General features: G+C 61.5%; 13 protein-coding genes. 10 read left to right on the top strand and 3 right to left on the bottom strand.

Annotated elements, in window-relative coordinates; all coding sequences use genetic code 11:
• Nucleotides 1–651: 651 nt before the first annotated feature.
• The 3 genes from C0Z18_RS06285 (at nucleotide 652) to C0Z18_RS06275 (ending at nucleotide 3,004) form a co-directional block, all read left to right on the top strand.
• Entirely contained in the window at nucleotides 652–2,094 is a 1,443-nt protein-coding gene (locus tag C0Z18_RS06285) for a sigma-54 dependent transcriptional regulator (RefSeq protein ID WP_102644516.1), read from the top strand.
• A 132-nt stretch (nucleotides 2,095–2,226) separates the two neighbouring features.
• Nucleotides 2,227–2,655 (top strand): DoxX family protein, encoded by a 429-nt coding sequence (locus C0Z18_RS06280; RefSeq protein WP_102644515.1) that lies wholly within the window; start codon nucleotides 2,227–2,229, stop codon nucleotides 2,653–2,655.
• Nucleotides 2,656–2,731: 76 nt separating this feature from the next.
• Nucleotides 2,732–3,004, top strand: a complete 273-nt coding sequence (locus C0Z18_RS06275; protein WP_102644514.1) for a hypothetical protein — start codon at nucleotides 2,732–2,734, stop codon at nucleotides 3,002–3,004.
• Nucleotides 3,005–3,034: 30 nt separating this feature from the next.
• Here the strand turns inward: C0Z18_RS06275 and C0Z18_RS06270 are convergent, their stop codons facing one another.
• Nucleotides 3,035–4,492: an MFS transporter gene (locus tag C0Z18_RS06270; protein ID WP_233217182.1), complete on the bottom strand. Its 1,458-nt coding sequence runs from the start codon at nucleotides 4,490–4,492 to the stop codon at nucleotides 3,035–3,037.
• A 378-nt stretch (nucleotides 4,493–4,870) separates the two neighbouring features.
• On the opposite strand from C0Z18_RS06270, the gene C0Z18_RS06265 reads away from it, so the two are divergent.
• The 6 genes from C0Z18_RS06265 (at nucleotide 4,871) to C0Z18_RS06240 (ending at nucleotide 12,929) form a co-directional block, all read left to right on the top strand.
• A complete protein-coding gene (locus C0Z18_RS06265; protein ID WP_146013953.1) occupies nucleotides 4,871–5,161 on the top strand; it encodes a hypothetical protein in 291 nt (96 codons plus the stop codon).
• 11 nt (nucleotides 5,162–5,172) lie between these two features.
• Nucleotides 5,173–6,816 carry a DUF2334 domain-containing protein gene (locus C0Z18_RS06260; RefSeq protein ID WP_102644512.1) on the top strand — a complete coding sequence of 548 codons (1,644 nt, stop codon included), beginning with the start codon at nucleotides 5,173–5,175 and terminating at the stop codon, nucleotides 6,814–6,816.
• Nucleotides 6,817–7,036: 220 nt separating this feature from the next.
• Nucleotides 7,037–8,251 carry a non-hydrolyzing UDP-N-acetylglucosamine 2-epimerase gene (gene wecB / locus C0Z18_RS06255; RefSeq protein WP_102644590.1) on the top strand — a complete coding sequence of 405 codons (1,215 nt, stop codon included), beginning with the start codon at nucleotides 7,037–7,039 and terminating at the stop codon, nucleotides 8,249–8,251.
• 112 nt (nucleotides 8,252–8,363) lie between these two features.
• Nucleotides 8,364–10,322 carry a glycosyl transferase family protein gene (locus C0Z18_RS06250; RefSeq protein WP_102644511.1) on the top strand — a complete coding sequence of 653 codons (1,959 nt, stop codon included), beginning with the start codon at nucleotides 8,364–8,366 and terminating at the stop codon, nucleotides 10,320–10,322.
• A complete protein-coding gene (locus C0Z18_RS06245) occupies nucleotides 10,319–12,010 on the top strand; it encodes a bacteriophage N4 adsorption protein A (protein ID WP_102644589.1) in 1,692 nt (563 codons plus the stop codon). Before C0Z18_RS06250 ends, C0Z18_RS06245 begins: the two co-directional genes overlap by 4 nt.
• Nucleotides 12,011–12,038: 28 nt before the next feature.
• Nucleotides 12,039–12,929 (top strand): alpha-amylase family protein, encoded by an 891-nt coding sequence (locus tag C0Z18_RS06240; RefSeq protein ID WP_233217175.1) that lies wholly within the window; start codon nucleotides 12,039–12,041, stop codon nucleotides 12,927–12,929.
• A 10-nt stretch (nucleotides 12,930–12,939) separates the two neighbouring features.
• On the opposite strand, the gene C0Z18_RS06235 is transcribed toward C0Z18_RS06240, so the two are convergent.
• Nucleotides 12,940–13,848 (bottom strand): hypothetical protein, encoded by a 909-nt coding sequence (locus C0Z18_RS06235; RefSeq protein ID WP_102644510.1) that lies wholly within the window; start codon nucleotides 13,846–13,848, stop codon nucleotides 12,940–12,942.
• Nucleotides 13,849–13,951: 103 nt separating this feature from the next.
• Here C0Z18_RS06235 and C0Z18_RS32905 point away from each other — a divergent pair, with 103 nt between their 5' ends.
• Entirely contained in the window at nucleotides 13,952–14,125 is a 174-nt protein-coding gene (locus tag C0Z18_RS32905) for a hypothetical protein (protein WP_158244207.1), read from the top strand.
• Between the two features lie 23 nt (nucleotides 14,126–14,148).
• Here C0Z18_RS32905 and C0Z18_RS06230 read toward each other — a convergent pair whose 3' ends face one another.
• Nucleotides 14,149–15,054 (bottom strand): dihydrodipicolinate synthase family protein, encoded by a 906-nt coding sequence (locus C0Z18_RS06230; protein ID WP_102644509.1) that lies wholly within the window; start codon nucleotides 15,052–15,054, stop codon nucleotides 14,149–14,151.
• Between the last annotated feature and the right edge of the window lie 151 nt (nucleotides 15,055–15,205).

Genomic DNA, 15,205 nt, shown 5'->3' with positions numbered 1-15,205 from the left:
TTCGTTACTGAAACATTGCGACTGAAGATAAACTCGCTCGGCCTAAAAGTTCGAACGAACGTTCGCGGGTATCGAATGGGTTTGCGCAGCGCAGCGAAACCGTTGCGCCACCGGGCAGGCGGGGCATTTGGTCCAAACAATGAAGCCGCCGCGGCACCTCGAAAAGCGATCCGCCATAGATGTCGCATCGATGAGACGCGGTCCCGTGAAGGGCTCGCCGAGTCGCTGCTATCAGGCTGCCGTCGCTCTTATGAGCGGTTGCTCACACACTCCGGTAAGTTTTACTGCGACTCCGTATTCGGCCGGATGGCGTTTTTTCCTATAGTAAATCGTAAGTTTCGGGGCTATGTTGCATTGCATAATGAATTAGAAGCGCGGGCGGAACGAGTCGCGACGCTTCGAGAGAGATTCCGAGGTGGGGGTTCGCATTCGGGTATGACGATTCGGCCGGAGGCACCCGGGCGCCATAACGAATGCTTGCCAATGCGTGATGGCTGGCAACGCCGCATCAGACGGCGTGCCGACGCGGTTTCGATTGCGGGTCGAGATATGGTTTAGCGAAACCGAGACACTGATCGAGATCAAAAATGGCTTCGATTCGCCGAGGTAGCCTGACCGAGGACACTCGCGTATCGATAACGGGGGTAATACATGAGTACCGTTTTTAATCCGCTGTGCGCGGACCGCACCGTTCTTCTCGTTGCACTCAAGCCGGACGCGGAGAGCGTCGACTGGCTCGTGTCGGCGGGCTGGCACGTCGTCCACGCTAAAACACCACAGCAAGTACAGCGGACAGTCGAACGCGGTTCAATTCACGTCGGCTTGGTGCAATTGCCTGCCGATTGCAATTCTCAGCAACTGGCCGAACTCGAATCGTGCATTTCGAACAACGACGTGGCCTGGATCGCCGAAGTGCGCCCGGGACAGGCGGAAGATCCGCTCGTGCGTCGCTTCATACTCGATTTCTGCTTCGATTTCGTCACGCTGCCTTGCAACGACGAACGGCTGACGATCTTGATGGGGCATGCCGACGGGCTATGGTCGCTGCGCGAAACGGCCAGCCGCGCGGAGCCGGTGGTCGTCAAGAGCGCGATGATCGGTCAATGCGAGGCCATGCAGCAACTGAACCGCGGTGTCGATAAATGCGCTCGCAATGAAGCGCCGGTCTTCATCGCCGGCGAATCGGGCACCGGCAAGGAATTGACGGCACATGCCATTCACGATCGGTCGGCGCGCGGCAAGGCGCCCTTCGTTGCGATCAATTGCGCGGCCATCCCGCCTTCATTGCTGCAATCGGAGTTGTTCGGCCACGAGCGCGGTGCGTTCACCGGAGCGTTGCAAAAAAAGATCGGCCGCATCGAAGCGGCCGATGGCGGCACGCTGTTTCTCGACGAAGTCGGCGACATGCCGCATGAATGCCAGGCCGTGTTGCTGCGCTTCTTGCAGGAAGGCACGATCGAGCGGCTCGGCGGCTCGGGACCGATCAAGGTCGACGTGCGTATCGTTTCGGCCACGCACGTCGATTTGATGGCGGCGATCGATGCGGGCCGCTTCCGCATGGACTTGTATCACCGCCTGTGCGTGCTGCGTCTCGACGAGCCGCCGCTGCGCCAACGGGGCGGCGATATCAAGCTGCTCGCGCAACATGCGCTCGAACTCTATCGCCGCGATGGCGCGCGCAAGATCCGCGGCTTCTCCAGCGATGCGATCTCGGCGATGTTCAACTACAGCTGGCCCGGCAACGTGCGTGAGTTGATCAATTGCGTGCGCCGCGCCGTCGTCATGGCGGAAGGGCGCTTCATTACCGCATCGGATCTGGGCCTGCCCGGCATGGAGGCGAAAGCCGGCCGCACCTTGGCGGAGATTCGTTGCGATGCCGAGCGTGCCGCCGTGCGCGACGCGCTCGCGCGGCACGCATACAGCCTGTCGAGCGCCGCCATCGAACTCGGTATTTCGCGGGCAACGTTGTATCGCTTGCTGAACTCGAGCGGGCTGCGCGACGAGTCCCCCTCGCAGCGGCACGCCCGTACCCCCTCCGAATGCGAGGGCGCGAGCGATAACAGCCGGCACGGTATCGAGCAAATCGCGCCCTAGTCGTTCGGATTCGGCACGCGCGATTCCGATCGGCGCTTGGAAATCCGGGCCGCAGCGCATATTCTGACCTTCGACGTCTGCGCGCATTACGCTTGCGCGCTGTTCTTTTTACGGACTAGGAGGTGTGGATTCATGACGCGTGCCGCCGATTCGGGAATCATTCTCATTGCACGTCTGGCGCTATCGGTACTGTTCTTATGGTCGGGCGTGATGAAAGTGCTCGGCTACGGCGCGTTCGTCGGCTACCTGCAGGCGAAGGGCGTGCCTTTCGTGCAAATCGCCGCCGCGGTGGCGACGGCGGTGGAGGTGATCGGCGGCCTAATGCTCGTCGTAGGTTTCATGATTCGGCCGCTCGCGCTGCTCATGGCCGTTTATACGATTGCCACCGCCGTGCTGGGCCACGATTTCTGGAATGTCACGAACGCGGCGCTCGAGCACGATATGGTCATTCACTTTTGGAAGAACGTCGGTATCGCGGGCGGTTTTTTGCTGCTCATGGTGACCGGAGCCGGCGGCGCGAGCATCGACGCGGCCCGCGCACCGAGACGGCCGTCGTTGTAGCGGCCGTTCGCCGCGGCCTCGCGCACGATCCTTGCTTGCTAGTGCTCGGGTATGTGCGCTGAAGGAGGACCCGCGGATGATTCAGAGCTTCGAGCAGCATATCGACGGACGCACCATGCAATTTTGCGCAAGCTTGGGTGAAGGCGAGTCCAAGCATCGCGTCATCATTAGTCGTGACGAGTCGGCCGAGACTCTGGTGATCTTCGACGCATCGGGGCTCATCGGCTCGTTGAAGGCGGAGATGGCCGCGCCCGAGCAGTTGATTTCGGATGCGATACGCAAGGCCCTGGACGAGGGCCTCATCGAGCGCGCGCTCGATACGGGTATCGTGCAGAACGCGACGCTTTAGCCGTCGCGTTCGAGAGAGAGAGGGCCGCGATTATCGGCCCGTGCTCTCGCGCTGCGCTTCTTTAGCGGCGCCTTTTCGCGTGTGCGCTTCAGGGTGAACGAGCGTCGCGAGCAGCAGCCCCGCGAAGAGCAGGGCTGCCGCCACCGCGGCGGAAATGCGCATGCCCGAGACGACCGGCGCCGTGCCGGCGCCGCTCGCCAACGCGCCGAACGCGGCAACGCCGACCGCTCCGCCGGCCTGACGCGCGGTGTTGAGCAGCGCCGATGCCGTGCCGGCGCGCTTGGGCTCCACCGATGCGAGAACAGCCGTGGTCATGGCGGGCACGGCTAGGCCCATGCCGGCCGGTATCAAGAGGAACGGCAGCAGCATCGCGACGAGCGGTGTGCCTGCTTGCGTGAAATGCAGCAGAGCGTAGCCGAGCGCCCCGACCACAGCGCCGATCATCATCGGCCTGCGTGGGCCGTAGCGCGCCACGACCCATCCGCTCGCGACGTTCGATAGCAAGAACCCTCCGGTGAGCGGTAGGAAAGCAAGACCGGCCTGCAGCGGCGTCTCGGCACGCACCCGTTGCAAGAACAGGCTCAGAACGAACACTGTGCCGTAATACGCCATGTTCACGCAAATGCCGAACGCGACCGCCGCGCTGAAGGTTTTGTCGCGTAGTAGCGCCAGCGGCACCATCGGCGCACCGCTGCGTGCTTCCACCGCCACGAACGCGATCCCCGCCAACACCGACCCGATGAGGGCGCCGACGATCAAAGGATGACTCGCACCGAGCGGGCGCATCTCGATCACGGCGGCCGTGAACGCCGTCAGCGCCACGATGGCGATGACCTGCCCAGGCAAATCGACGCCGATCGAGGTACGAGGGGCGTGCGCGGCCTGTTCCTCGCGACGCGGAATCCATGCGTAGGTGGCGGCGAGTCCGGCCAGGCAGATCGGCAGGTTGACGAGGAATATGCTGCGCCAGCCCCACGTTGCAATGAGAATGCCGCCGAGCACCGGTCCCGCCGCGATCGATATGGCGCCCGATGCGGTCCATAAGCCGACGGCGCGCGCCCGTAAATGCGGATCGTGGCGGCATGCCTGATTGAGCAACGCGAGCGAATTGGGAAGCATGGCCGCGGCACTGACGCCTTGAATGGCGCGCGCGGCGACGAGCGCCAGCGCGTTGGGTGCCAATCCGCACGCGACCGAAGCGATCGCGAAGAGCCCGAGGCCGGATGCGAACAAGCGGCGTGCGCCGAAGCGGTCGCCGAGGACGCCGGCCGAGAGCATCAAGACCGCGAACGCCAACGTGTACGCATCGACGATCCATTGCAGAACGGAGACGGGGGCATGCAAGCGGGAGCCGATGCTGGGCAGCGCGATATTGACGATGGTCACATCCAGTTGCGTGACCACGAATGCGACGCTAACCGTTAGAAGCACCCGAGCAACATCGGGTGTAAATGGGGCGGGGGAATGGTCTGAGTTCATGCCGACCATGCTAGCAGTATGTGCGCCGCGACGTTTCGTGGTACGACGAAATGTCGATTGATTTCGGCGCGGGATTTCGCACGGCGATAGGCGCGATTTCCGAATAAGAAATTATCAACATATCAACTGCTCTATCACGGATGGCGAACGATCGAGTGTGCGCCGCCTGACACTTTCGTTCGATTTGATAGCGCGAGAACTCGCTTAACCGTGCATGCTGATAACGCAGGGTATCGAGTTAAGCGCGAACCCCCTTCGCCTTATCCGTCCCGTGCTGATCAAACTTGAGAAAGCTTCCCGCGATGCTCCCCCGAGCTACGTGGCGCGGCTGCACGTCCAATAACCGTCCGTTGCCGAGGCCGTGCGCGGACGAATCAGGAGCCGGCTATGCCTGTTCACCCCATCGACTCTCGCCCTCGCCGTATCTCTCCCATTGCGACGGCTGCGCTTTTATCGATCGTGCTTTGCGGCGCGTTAACCCTTCACGAAGCCAAGGCGGGTGCGCCGAACCCCGCCACGAGTTATAAAGTGCCGCCGCGGCCGATCCTCTCCGGCAATGTGAAGATTCAGCCGGGGATGTCGAAAAAGGACTGGAGCGACGCTTACAAGGAAACAGGACGTCCGAAGTTTCAACTGAACACCGTCAAGCGCGTAGGCGGCACGGTCGAGCGCGAGTAGGGAGACCGAAAATGAGGAAGATCATCCTAATCGTCGCGCTGCTGGCCGGCTTCGCGCAACTGACGGTGCCGAGCATCGCGAGGGCGCAAGCGACGACCGCGAGCACGCTGATCCTGTACGACAACCCGCAAAACGATCCCTATTCGAAGCTCGGGTTGATCTACGCGATCATGCTGCGCAACCTACTCGGGCATTTCAATACCACGGTCACGATCGAGCCGGTTCAGAACTACACCGCCGGCCAAATCGGTGCGACCACCGCGACGTTCTATATCGGCGATTACTACAACAACCCATTGCCCACCGCGTTCATGAACGATGTGATGACCGCGAAGAATACCGTGGTCTGGTTCAAGTACAACCTGTGGGAAGTGGCTTGGAACTCGGCCTATACGTTTACGCAGACGTACGGGATCAATTTCCTCGGTTTGGCCGGGCTGAACGCGCAGCCTTCGTCGAGCAATCCAACGCCGGGTTTCTACGACACGGTCACCTACAAGAGCATGCCGATGGTGAAGTACTACGCGTACGACGCCTCGTCCGGTGCCGTTAGCGCCGATCCCGATATCGGCCTCACCTCCGTGGCCAATTCGGCGCTGGCGCAATCGCTCGTCACGATCACGAACAGCAAGACGGGCGCGACGGCACCGTACGTGATCCGCTCGGGCAACTTCTGGTACTTCGCCGATAACCCGTTCTCCTACATCGGACCGACCGACCGGTATCTCGTGATTTGCGACATGCTGCACGACATCCTCAATACGGGCGCCCCGGTCAATCATCGCGCGCTCGTGCGCCTCGAGGATCTCGACGCCTATACGACGACGAGTTCGATGCAGCAGCTGACGAACTATCTATACGGGCTGAAGATTCCATTCACGATGGCGACCATTCCCGTATATACGGATCCGAACGGCTACTACAACGGCGGAGTGCCGGAGACGATTCACCTTGCGCAAGCCACCGGGTTGAAGTCGGCGCTGAACTACGCCATCGCGCGAGGCGGCTCCATCGTGATGCATGGCGAGACACACCAGTACGATTCGACGCCGAACGTGCAAAACGCCGTATCGGGCAATGATTACGAGTTTTGGTATGCGGTCCAAAACCGGCCGGTCGACGAAGACTCCATGCAATGGGCCGAAGGGCGCATGAAAGATGGGTTGGCCGAGTTCACGAACAACGGCTACAAGGTGGCCGGCTGGGGCGCGCCGCAATATCAAATGTCGCCGCTCGCCTCCCAGGCCGCGGCAGCCGAGTTCACCACCTCGTTTCAGCGTGCCGTCTACTACACCGCAACCGACCCGCAGATCGGCACCGGCGCGGCCAATCAGGACTTCTCCGCGGGCCAATTTTTCCCGTACATCATCAATCAAGACTACTACGGAGAGCGCATCGTTCCGGAAAACCTGGGCAGCATCCAATACAACATCTGCAATATCGATCCCTACTCGTGCGTCGCCTACACGTGGCAGCAAGTCTTGACGAACGCACAGTACGCGCTGGTCGTACGCGATGGATTCGCCTCGTTCTTCTTCCACCCGTACTGGCTCGAGCCCAGTTTGAAGTTGCCCGCGATGAGCGATTTCAAGAGCCTCGTATCGGGCGTGACGAAGCTCGGCTACAAGTGGGTGGACGGTACGACGGCCAAGTAACCGCCCCATTTGACCTCGATCACGAGCGCGCCATAGGCGGCGCGCTCGCGCCGCCGCAATGAGGTGACTCACACAGACATTGCCAAGCTCGGTCTTCTACTGTCTCGTTGCAAGGAGTTTGCAAGCAAGCGAATGACGCCGGTGGTTGCGCGTGACGATGGGTGAGCTCGCGCCGATCGGTGTCGCTGGAAAGCGCAACAGCCCAATCAGCGGGGAAAAAATGAAGAAGGTGTTAACGGTATTCGGTACGCGGCCCGAGGCAATCAAAATGGCGCCGCTCGTGAAAGCCCTGGCCGAGGAGCCGGGCATCGACGCGAAGGTTTGCGTCACGGCTCAACATCGGCAAATGCTCGATCAAGTGTTGGATCTCTTCGATATCGTGCCCGAGTACGATCTCGATTTGATGCGCGAGGGCCAAACGCTCGGGGATCTGACCTCGGGCATCCTGCAATCGATCGGAAAGGTCTACGACGATTGGCAGCCCGACGCCGTGCTCGTGCACGGCGACACGACCACGACCCTCGGCGCGAGCCTGGCGGCTTTCTATCGCTATATACCGGTGGGGCACGTGGAGGCCGGTCTGCGCACCGGCAACGTATGGTCGCCATGGCCGGAAGAGTTGAACCGGCGTGTGACGGACGCCGTGGCGTCGTGGCTGTTCGCGCCGACCGAGCAGGCCAAGCACAACTTGTTCAGCGAAGGGGCGCCGGCCTCGCAGGTCATCCTCACCGGCAATACGGTCATCGATGCGCTGCTGCAGGTGAAGCGCAAGCTCGATGAAAATGCCGTGCTCGCCGATTCGATCGCGGCACGCTATCCGTTTCTCGATCCTACTCGCCGCTTGATTCTCGTTACGGGACATCGGCGAGAAAGCTTCGGCGATCCGTTCAAGCAATTTTGCGAAGCGCTGCGGCAAATCGCGCGCAAGTACGACGACGTGCAGCTCGTGTACCCGGTTCATTTGAATCCGAACGTGCGCGCGCCCGTCAACGCGGTGCTCAGCGACGAGCCGAACGTGCATCTGATCGATCCGCAGGACTACTTGCCGTTCGTCTATTTGATGTCGAAGGCGTACCTCATCGTGACCGACTCCGGTGGAATTCAGGAGGAAGCGCCGGCGCTCGGAAAACCCGTTCTCGTGACGCGCGAAACGACGGAACGTCCCGAAGCGGTGCGTGCCGGTACCGCGCGACTCGTGGGCACGCATACCGAGCGCATCGTGTTCGAACTGAGCCGCTTGCTGGACGATCGGAGTCAATACGCCGCGATGGCCCATGCGACGAATCCCTATGGAGACGGACATGCGAGCGAGCGCATCGTCGATGCTTTGTCGACGGTTCCGGCGACCTTCTCGTCGATGTCCCATTCAGGGGTGCAAGCGCTGCCTTTGCACAATGCGATCGCTTCGGGGCTGCAAGCATTGCGCTCGGCTTGAGCGCCCCAGGTTTCGTTATTCGACTGCGTATTCAGTGTGGGGCTACGCACGGTAACAAGCCGGTAATCGTCGCACGATATTCGTGTGGAAATCGAAAGCGGCTAAACGGAAAATGCACGATATATCGGTGTGGGGTTCTTATCTAGAGGCGCTGAACGCCGTCGCCATGGCGACGGCGATCATCATCTTCATCAGCACGATAGACGATCTATTTCTGGATGGTTTTTACTGGATATTCGAAATAAAGCGGATGTTTCGCAAAGAGTCGAATTCGAGTGTCGATGCGCAGGCGCTACGCGAACTCGACGAGCAGTATTTGGCGATCATGGTTCCGGCGTGGAAGGAATACGACGTCATCGCGAAGATGATCGAAAACACGCTGGCGACGATGGAGTACGAGCGCTTCATCATCTTCGCCGGCACTTATCACAACGATGCCGAAACGACGGCCGAAGTGGAGCGGATGGTGCGCCGGCACCCCGGGCGCGTCGTGCGCGCGACCGTGCTCAACGACGGCCCGACCTGCAAGGCCGATTGCCTGAACTGGATCATCGGCGCCATACGCCGCTACGAGAGCACGCATCACATTGAGTTCGCGGGCGTGATCATGCACGACTGCGAGGATGTGATCCATCCGATCGAGCTGAAGTACTTCAACTATGCGATCGTCGATCACGATCTCGTGCAATTGCCGGTCTTATCGCTGCCGCGTAAATGGAATGAGTTCGTGGCCGGCACCTATATGGACGACTTCAGCGAAACGCATCAAAAGGACATTCCGTCGCGGCAACAGTTGACGGGTATCGTACCGGGCGCGGGCGTCGCGTCGTGCTACAGCCGGCGCGCGATCGAGGCCGTATCGGCCGAGCGCGGCGGAAAGCCGTTCAATACGTCCACACTGACCGAAGACTACGATTTCAGCTTTCGCCTACGCGAGCTAGGCATGAAGGAGATGTTCGCGCGGTTTCCGATTGCCGACGCCGTGCGCGAGCAGGCAAGCAAGCAGCGCAAACCCATGTCGATCGGGCGCAATCTGCTCGCGACACGCGAATACTTTCCGAGCACGCTGCGCACGGCCTATCGGCAACGCACGCGCTGGATCCTCGGCATCTCGTTTCAGGGGTGGCAGCAGCTCGGATGGAAGGGAAGCTGGCGCGATCGGTACATGTTCTTTCGCGATCGTAAAGGGATGGTGACGTCGCTCATCTCGATCGTCGCCTACGCCGTGCTGGTCAACTACCTGTCGATTGCCGGGTTGCGCGCGGCCGGATGGGTGCCGCTCGGCGGGCCGGGCGAGGGGTTGGTGAGCGGATCGCTGGTGCCGCTGTTGACGATCAACAGCGTTCTGCTCGTGCTCCGGCTCGGTGAACGGGTGTACTTCGTCGCCAAGCTCAACGGCGCGCTGCAAGGCGTGCTGTCGTTGCCGCGCCTATTCGTCAACAACCTCATCAATTTCCTGGCGGTTTGCCGGGCATGGCGCATCTTCGTCAATCACTTGATTACCGGGAAGGCGATCGCCTGGGATAAGACGAGCCACACCTATTTATCGAACGACCAAATGGGCAAGGCGCGGCGCAAGCTAGGCGAAATCCTCATCGAATGGGGTGTGGTGACGGCGGCGCAAATCGAGGCCGGTCTGGCTCGGCAAGCCGAGTGCGGCAGGCGGCTCGGCGAGTTGTTGCTCGAGGCGGACTTCGTCGGCACCGAGACGCTCGCCGATGCGTTAGCCGAGCAAGCGGAGTTACCGCGGGTGAGCCTATCGAACGTGGCGGCTGGGCATTTCAAGGCCGCCTTCGCACTTGAACTACAACAAACGTATCGCGCCGTGCCGTTCTCGACGGCGGACGACGGAACGCTCAACGTTGCCGTCGGCAGTCCCCTGACCGAAGACGAGCGAGAGACCGTCAAGCGTGCGGCAGGCTGCAACGTCGCGTATTTCGTGGCGAGCGATGCGGAAATCGCGACCGAGCTCGCGCGCCATGCGCGACGCACGGATCTCGATCGGGCGGCGGCCGGGGGCGCGTTTTCGCCCCGCGTGGCGCAGTCGGCCCAACCGGGGGAATGCAGATGAAACGAGAACGATCGACGCGCCCTAGGCGCTTGCCCGCGTTCGCGAAAACGGGCGGGTTGGCGGCCTTCGCCGTGCTGGCACTCCAGGCCAACGTGGCCTTGGCCGGTGCGCAGCCACTGACGCCGCGCGCGTATCGCCTCGCCGATGCGGCTTATAAGTCCATTGCGTCAGGCGATCTCGTGCAGGCCGAGGGCTATGCCTCGCGCGCGGTGAAGGTCCAGCCATCGAGCCTGCAGTTGGGCCTGCTGTTGCTCGACGTCTACGTGCGCGAGGGCAAGATCGAAGAGGCCGACCGGCAAGCCGATGTATTGCTCGCCCGCTATCCGGGCGAGGGCAGCGTGTTGGCGCAACACGGCTTTCTACAGCAAAAGCAGCAGCGCTACGAGCAGGCCGCGGCGGATTTTTCGGCGGCGCTCGAAAAAGGGCAGTGGGACGACACGCAGCAGCATAACCTTCGGATCGCCTGGGCCGATAGCGCATTGATGGCGCACGAACCGGATCAAGCCGCGAAGGCGTTGGAGCCGATCGAGGGCGAGCCCGATGCTGGCGTTCAACTGCGCGTCGCTCAACTGCGTTTGCGAAACGGCGACCGCAAGGGCGCGTTGGCGGCCGCGCAACTTGCACAGGCTCATGCGGTGACGGACGACGATAAGAAGAGCGCCGCCGCGTTGATCGGCTACGCCGAGCAGCGCGAACCCGATCCGAAGAACGAAGAGGCACAAAAGACGCTGCAACACGCCTACGACCTCTTGCGCGAGAACAAGGACGACCAGGCGCTCACGGCCTTTCACGAGGGATTCGCACTCGGCGGCGGCAAGGCCGACAACTATGCCGATGCGGGCTATGCGGCCAAGCGGCTCGGCGAGAACGGCGAAGCCGTCAAGATGTTCGAAGCGAGCTTGGACGCCGACGACCACGAGCATGAGTTCGACGAGCAACGGCGCTTCGGCTATCGGCGCGAGGTGCAGCAACTCGAACGTACGTGGGGCTTCGTCGTCAGCTTGCCGTATCAGGTATCGGCCTTTTCCTACCAAGGCACGGTCAGCGTGTTGCAGCCGGGTATCGAGGCTTATTGGCAGCCGCCGAAGATCGGTTTCCAAAACGGACGCATCTTGCAGTTCTTCGTGCGCGGCTACGGTACGGCCTACGATGGATCGGGCAACGTCACGGGCGCGCCGACGATACAAGGTTCGATCGGTGCGCGCTACAAGCCGCTCGCCGATCAGAACCTCGTGTTGAGTGCCGAGCGCCTCGTGCGTTTGGGTAGCCAATCGCAAAACGATTGGCTCGCGAGGCTGGGTTATTCGTCGGAGGCCGGTAACGATTTGCGCGTGACCGAACCGAGCTGGCGAGCGTGGCAAGTGTACGCGGAAGCCGACTATTTCCTTCACCAAGGCCGTTACATTTTGTATTCTCAGTTACGGTATGGCCACACTTGGGCGTTACCTTCGATCAGCGATCATCTAACGGTCTACCCGCATGTGGCCTTCATTTTCGATTACGACAGCAAAGAACAGCACCAAACCGCGATGAGCGTCGGCCCGGGTGTGCAGTTCCGCTTTTGGTTCCGCGAGAATCGCTACAGCGCACCGGCGAGCTATGCCGACTTGACGGTTCAGTACCATGTCCCGCTGACGTCGGCCGCGCGCGCGCGCGGTTTAGCCGTTCAGTTGACACTTTGGTACTAACGCGGACGGCGTGGTGGAGGGAGGGCTTATGAGGCGGTTCTTGCGCGGACGGTGGCCGTTACGATTGGCGGTGCTGGGCGCCGCGTACGCAGTCACGGCACTCACCGCTTCGTGCGCCGACGTGCCCACCGATAGCCGCGCGCAAGGCATCGTCTGGCAGCTCGATAACGCCACGGCGAATCCCGTGGGCGATTGGCACTTGCTCGGCGTGCGGGAGTTGCTGGTGCAATGGGTGGTGGTCGACGATACGGCGTTCGTGCCGAACGCCGGCGTGCACGAGGCCGCCAACCTGCCCGATTGGGCGCGTATCGGTCGCGAACCTTGGGCGCGCAACGTCATCCTCGGCTTGGCCGGCAATGCCGATGAAAAGCGCGCGAGAGAGAACGTCGAAACGCTCGTGCGCGAGTCCGCTCGGATCGCCCGCGTTCCGCTACCGTTGCACGTGACCGGCTATTACTTCCCTGTCGAAGTCGATCCGACCTGGGCCGATGCGCCGAAGCTGGGGGCCTTATTGCAGGCATTACCGCGTCCTTTATGGATCTCGGTCTACGATCGATCGAACGTGGGGGGGCGCTCGCTCGCGCAATGGCTGAATACTTGGCTGCCGCGCGACGTCGGCGTGTTCTTCCAAGACGGCTGCGGCGTGTACGCACGCGGGCCGGAGGTTGCCCGAACGTATCTAGATGAGTTGACCGAGGCGCTGGGCCGCGATCGCGTGCGTGTCATCGCCGAGGCGTTTCGCCCGAGCGAGCACGGCGGCTTTCGCGCGGCGAGCGCCGACGAGTTGCGAGCGCAACTCGCGGCGTATCGCGGGTACCGGGCCTACCTGTTCGACGGGCCGCATTACGTGTCGAACGAGTTGACCCGGACTTTGGCGCCCCGCGCCGCGGCGCGGCTTGGGGCGGCGAGTTCTCGATGACGGCGGTGCGTCACGACGGCGCTTTGAGGTTGATGATCGTGTTGCGCAGCAGTTGGAAGTACTGGCTCGTCGAGTACGGGAGCATCTGCTCGTAGTAGTTCCACCAGAAGAAGCCGCCGATGAACTTCGGATCGGCCAGCGTGTTGACCATCGGGTAGTACGTCTTGATCAGGTTCGACTGCACCGACCACGGGGCCGAGGTGCTCGACGTGCCGATTTCGCCGAAGCCGACCTTGGCGTTCGGGAACAGGCTCTCGAGCGCGGCGAAGTCGTTCCTCCACGACGGGTTCAGTCCCGGGCAATCCTGGTACGGGTAGTAGCTGAACAGCGCATAGTCGGCGCCGTTACGCACCGTCGACGAAAGGAACTGCGTCGGCCACGTGCGCCAATTGTCCATCGGCAATTGCCAGCAATTGTTGCCCGACGGATCTTGGTTGTAGTACACGGTCACGGCAACCTTGCCGCCGGCACCCTTCACCACGTTGTAGGCGGATTGCACCATCTGTCCGATCTGCTGCTCTTCGGTCGTGGCCGTCGAGGTCGGACCGTTCGAGTCGGCACGCAGCCACTCGCCGTTGATCTCGTTCGCAATCTCCCAGACGTCCACATTGGCGCCGAGCGTGCCGACCAGTTCCTTCGCGCGAGCCGTATAGGTCGTCAAATCCGTCGGGAAATAATACGAATCGTAGATTTCGCCCATTACGTAAGCGTATTGATGCAGCTTGACGATGTAGGGGTAGTAATCGGCCGCCGACGTGCCCGGATCGAACACGACACGCACGGTCGGACGGTAGGGAAGATTTTGCAAAGAGGCGATGATCGCGTTGAACTTCGTCAGGTCGTCGAGCGTCACGCCGTAGATCGGGGCTTTCGGGGTTTCGACCTGCGCATGCGCGGATTGTGCGAAGGGCAGGTACATTGCGCAGCCGACGAGCGCAGAAGCAGCTAGTTTTGAGAGGAATTTAAATCGTCTGAACGTCACGTGTCTTCCTTGGGTTGGGCTGAAGGAAGCGCGATGTTACATGGAAATAAATACCAATTATCCGAAGATAGCGCTGTATTCGTGTGATGAACCGATCGAGAAATTGGTTGTGAAGGCAACGAATCGCCACTCGAAAATGGCGGCGTTCGCGGCGTTTAAAGACGAGGTTTTGGCGTTCGAGAGGCGCTTTGCAGGCGTAGGCAAGCGGCTATGAAAGCCGCTTGCGCGAGGAGGGTTTTAGAGGGTCGGCAATGGCGGCCGAGATTCGATAGCATTCCTAATCAATTGCTCGACCGCATTGCGTTCTTCACCGGCGAGCGGTAGCCGCGGCGGCCGAACCGGCTCGGTGCCGAGACCCACGATCGCTTCCGCGAGCTTGATGTTTTGAACGAGCTTCGGCGAAACGTCGAGTGCGAGCAACGGCGCGAACCAGCGATAGATGGCGCGCGCTTCGTCGATACGCCCCGCTTGCAGCAGACGGTAAATCGCGACCGTTTCGTGCGGGAACGCACAGACGAGGCCGGCCACCCAACCGTGCGCCCCCATCAAGATCGCTTCCATGGCGAGGTTATCGACCCCGCAAAAGATCGCGTAGCGCTCGCCCACCGCGTTGAACAAATCGGTGACGCGCCGCACGTCGCCGCACGATTCCTTGATGGCGACGAGCTTCGGTTCGTCGGCTACTTCCTGGAACATCTCGGGCGTCATATCGACGCCATAGGCGAGCGGGTTGTTGTAGACCATGATCGGCAGCGGGCTGGCTTTGGCGACCATGCGAAAGTGATTGATGGTCTCGCGTCGATCGGACAAGTAGCGCAGGCCCGGCAGCACCATGTAGCCGGCGGCGCCGTGCTTCGCGGCGCGTTCCGCTTGGCGGCAGCCCTCGAGCGTGCTGTCCTCCGCGATCGTCAGCAACACGGGCACGCGGCCGCGCGCCGCGTCCACGGCGACGTCGAGCACTTCCAGCTTTTCGTCGAGCGAGAGCGTCGATGCTTCGCCGAGCGAGCCGCAGACGATGATGCCGTCCACCCCGGCATCGATTTGCGCTTCGATGTTTTTCTTCGTCCAAGCGCGGTCTATGCTGAAATCTTCGTGAAACTTCGTCGTGACGGCGGGCATGACGCCTTGCCAGACTGGTGCCATTTCATTTCTCCGGATGCGGTCGATAAGAACAATGCGGGGCCAGTTTAGGGCGGGGCGTTGCCGGCGTCTTGCGCCGTTCGCGCATCGGTGATGACGATTTCGGCACAGCGTACGAAGCCGCGGTGCGCTATGCCGAAATCTGCATGCCTTG

The organism is Trinickia dabaoshanensis (assembly GCF_002879885.1).
GTDB lineage: Bacteria > Pseudomonadota > Gammaproteobacteria > Burkholderiales > Burkholderiaceae > Trinickia > Trinickia dabaoshanensis.
The sequence above is the reverse complement of the archived record's forward strand: the minus strand, read 5'-3'. Positions and strand labels throughout refer to the sequence as shown.

Excerpts from the sequence above, each read along its gene's own strand:
- C0Z18_RS06270 (WP_233217182.1), bottom strand. The coding sequence starts at position 4,492 with ATGGTCGGCATGAACTCAGACCATTCCCCCGCCCCATTTACACCCGAT.
- C0Z18_RS06265 (WP_146013953.1), top strand. The coding sequence starts at position 4,871 with ATGCCTGTTCACCCCATCGACTCTCGCCCTCGCCGTATCTCTCCCATT.
- C0Z18_RS32905 (WP_158244207.1), top strand. The coding sequence starts at position 13,952 with ATGGAAATAAATACCAATTATCCGAAGATAGCGCTGTATTCGTGTGAT.
- C0Z18_RS06275 (WP_102644514.1), top strand. The coding sequence starts at position 2,732 with ATGATTCAGAGCTTCGAGCAGCATATCGACGGACGCACCATGCAATTT.
- wecB (WP_102644590.1), top strand. The coding sequence starts at position 7,037 with ATGAAGAAGGTGTTAACGGTATTCGGTACGCGGCCCGAGGCAATCAAA.
- C0Z18_RS06245 (WP_102644589.1), top strand. The coding sequence starts at position 10,319 with ATGAAACGAGAACGATCGACGCGCCCTAGGCGCTTGCCCGCGTTCGCG.
- C0Z18_RS06230 (WP_102644509.1), bottom strand. The coding sequence starts at position 15,054 with ATGGCACCAGTCTGGCAAGGCGTCATGCCCGCCGTCACGACGAAGTTT.
- C0Z18_RS06280 (WP_102644515.1), top strand. The coding sequence starts at position 2,227 with ATGACGCGTGCCGCCGATTCGGGAATCATTCTCATTGCACGTCTGGCG.
- C0Z18_RS06260 (WP_102644512.1), top strand. The coding sequence starts at position 5,173 with ATGAGGAAGATCATCCTAATCGTCGCGCTGCTGGCCGGCTTCGCGCAA.
- C0Z18_RS06235 (WP_102644510.1), bottom strand. The coding sequence starts at position 13,848 with ATGTACCTGCCCTTCGCACAATCCGCGCATGCGCAGGTCGAAACCCCG.
- C0Z18_RS06240 (WP_233217175.1), top strand. The coding sequence starts at position 12,039 with ATGAGGCGGTTCTTGCGCGGACGGTGGCCGTTACGATTGGCGGTGCTG.
- C0Z18_RS06285 (WP_102644516.1), top strand. The coding sequence starts at position 652 with ATGAGTACCGTTTTTAATCCGCTGTGCGCGGACCGCACCGTTCTTCTC.
- C0Z18_RS06250 (WP_102644511.1), top strand. The coding sequence starts at position 8,364 with ATGCACGATATATCGGTGTGGGGTTCTTATCTAGAGGCGCTGAACGCC.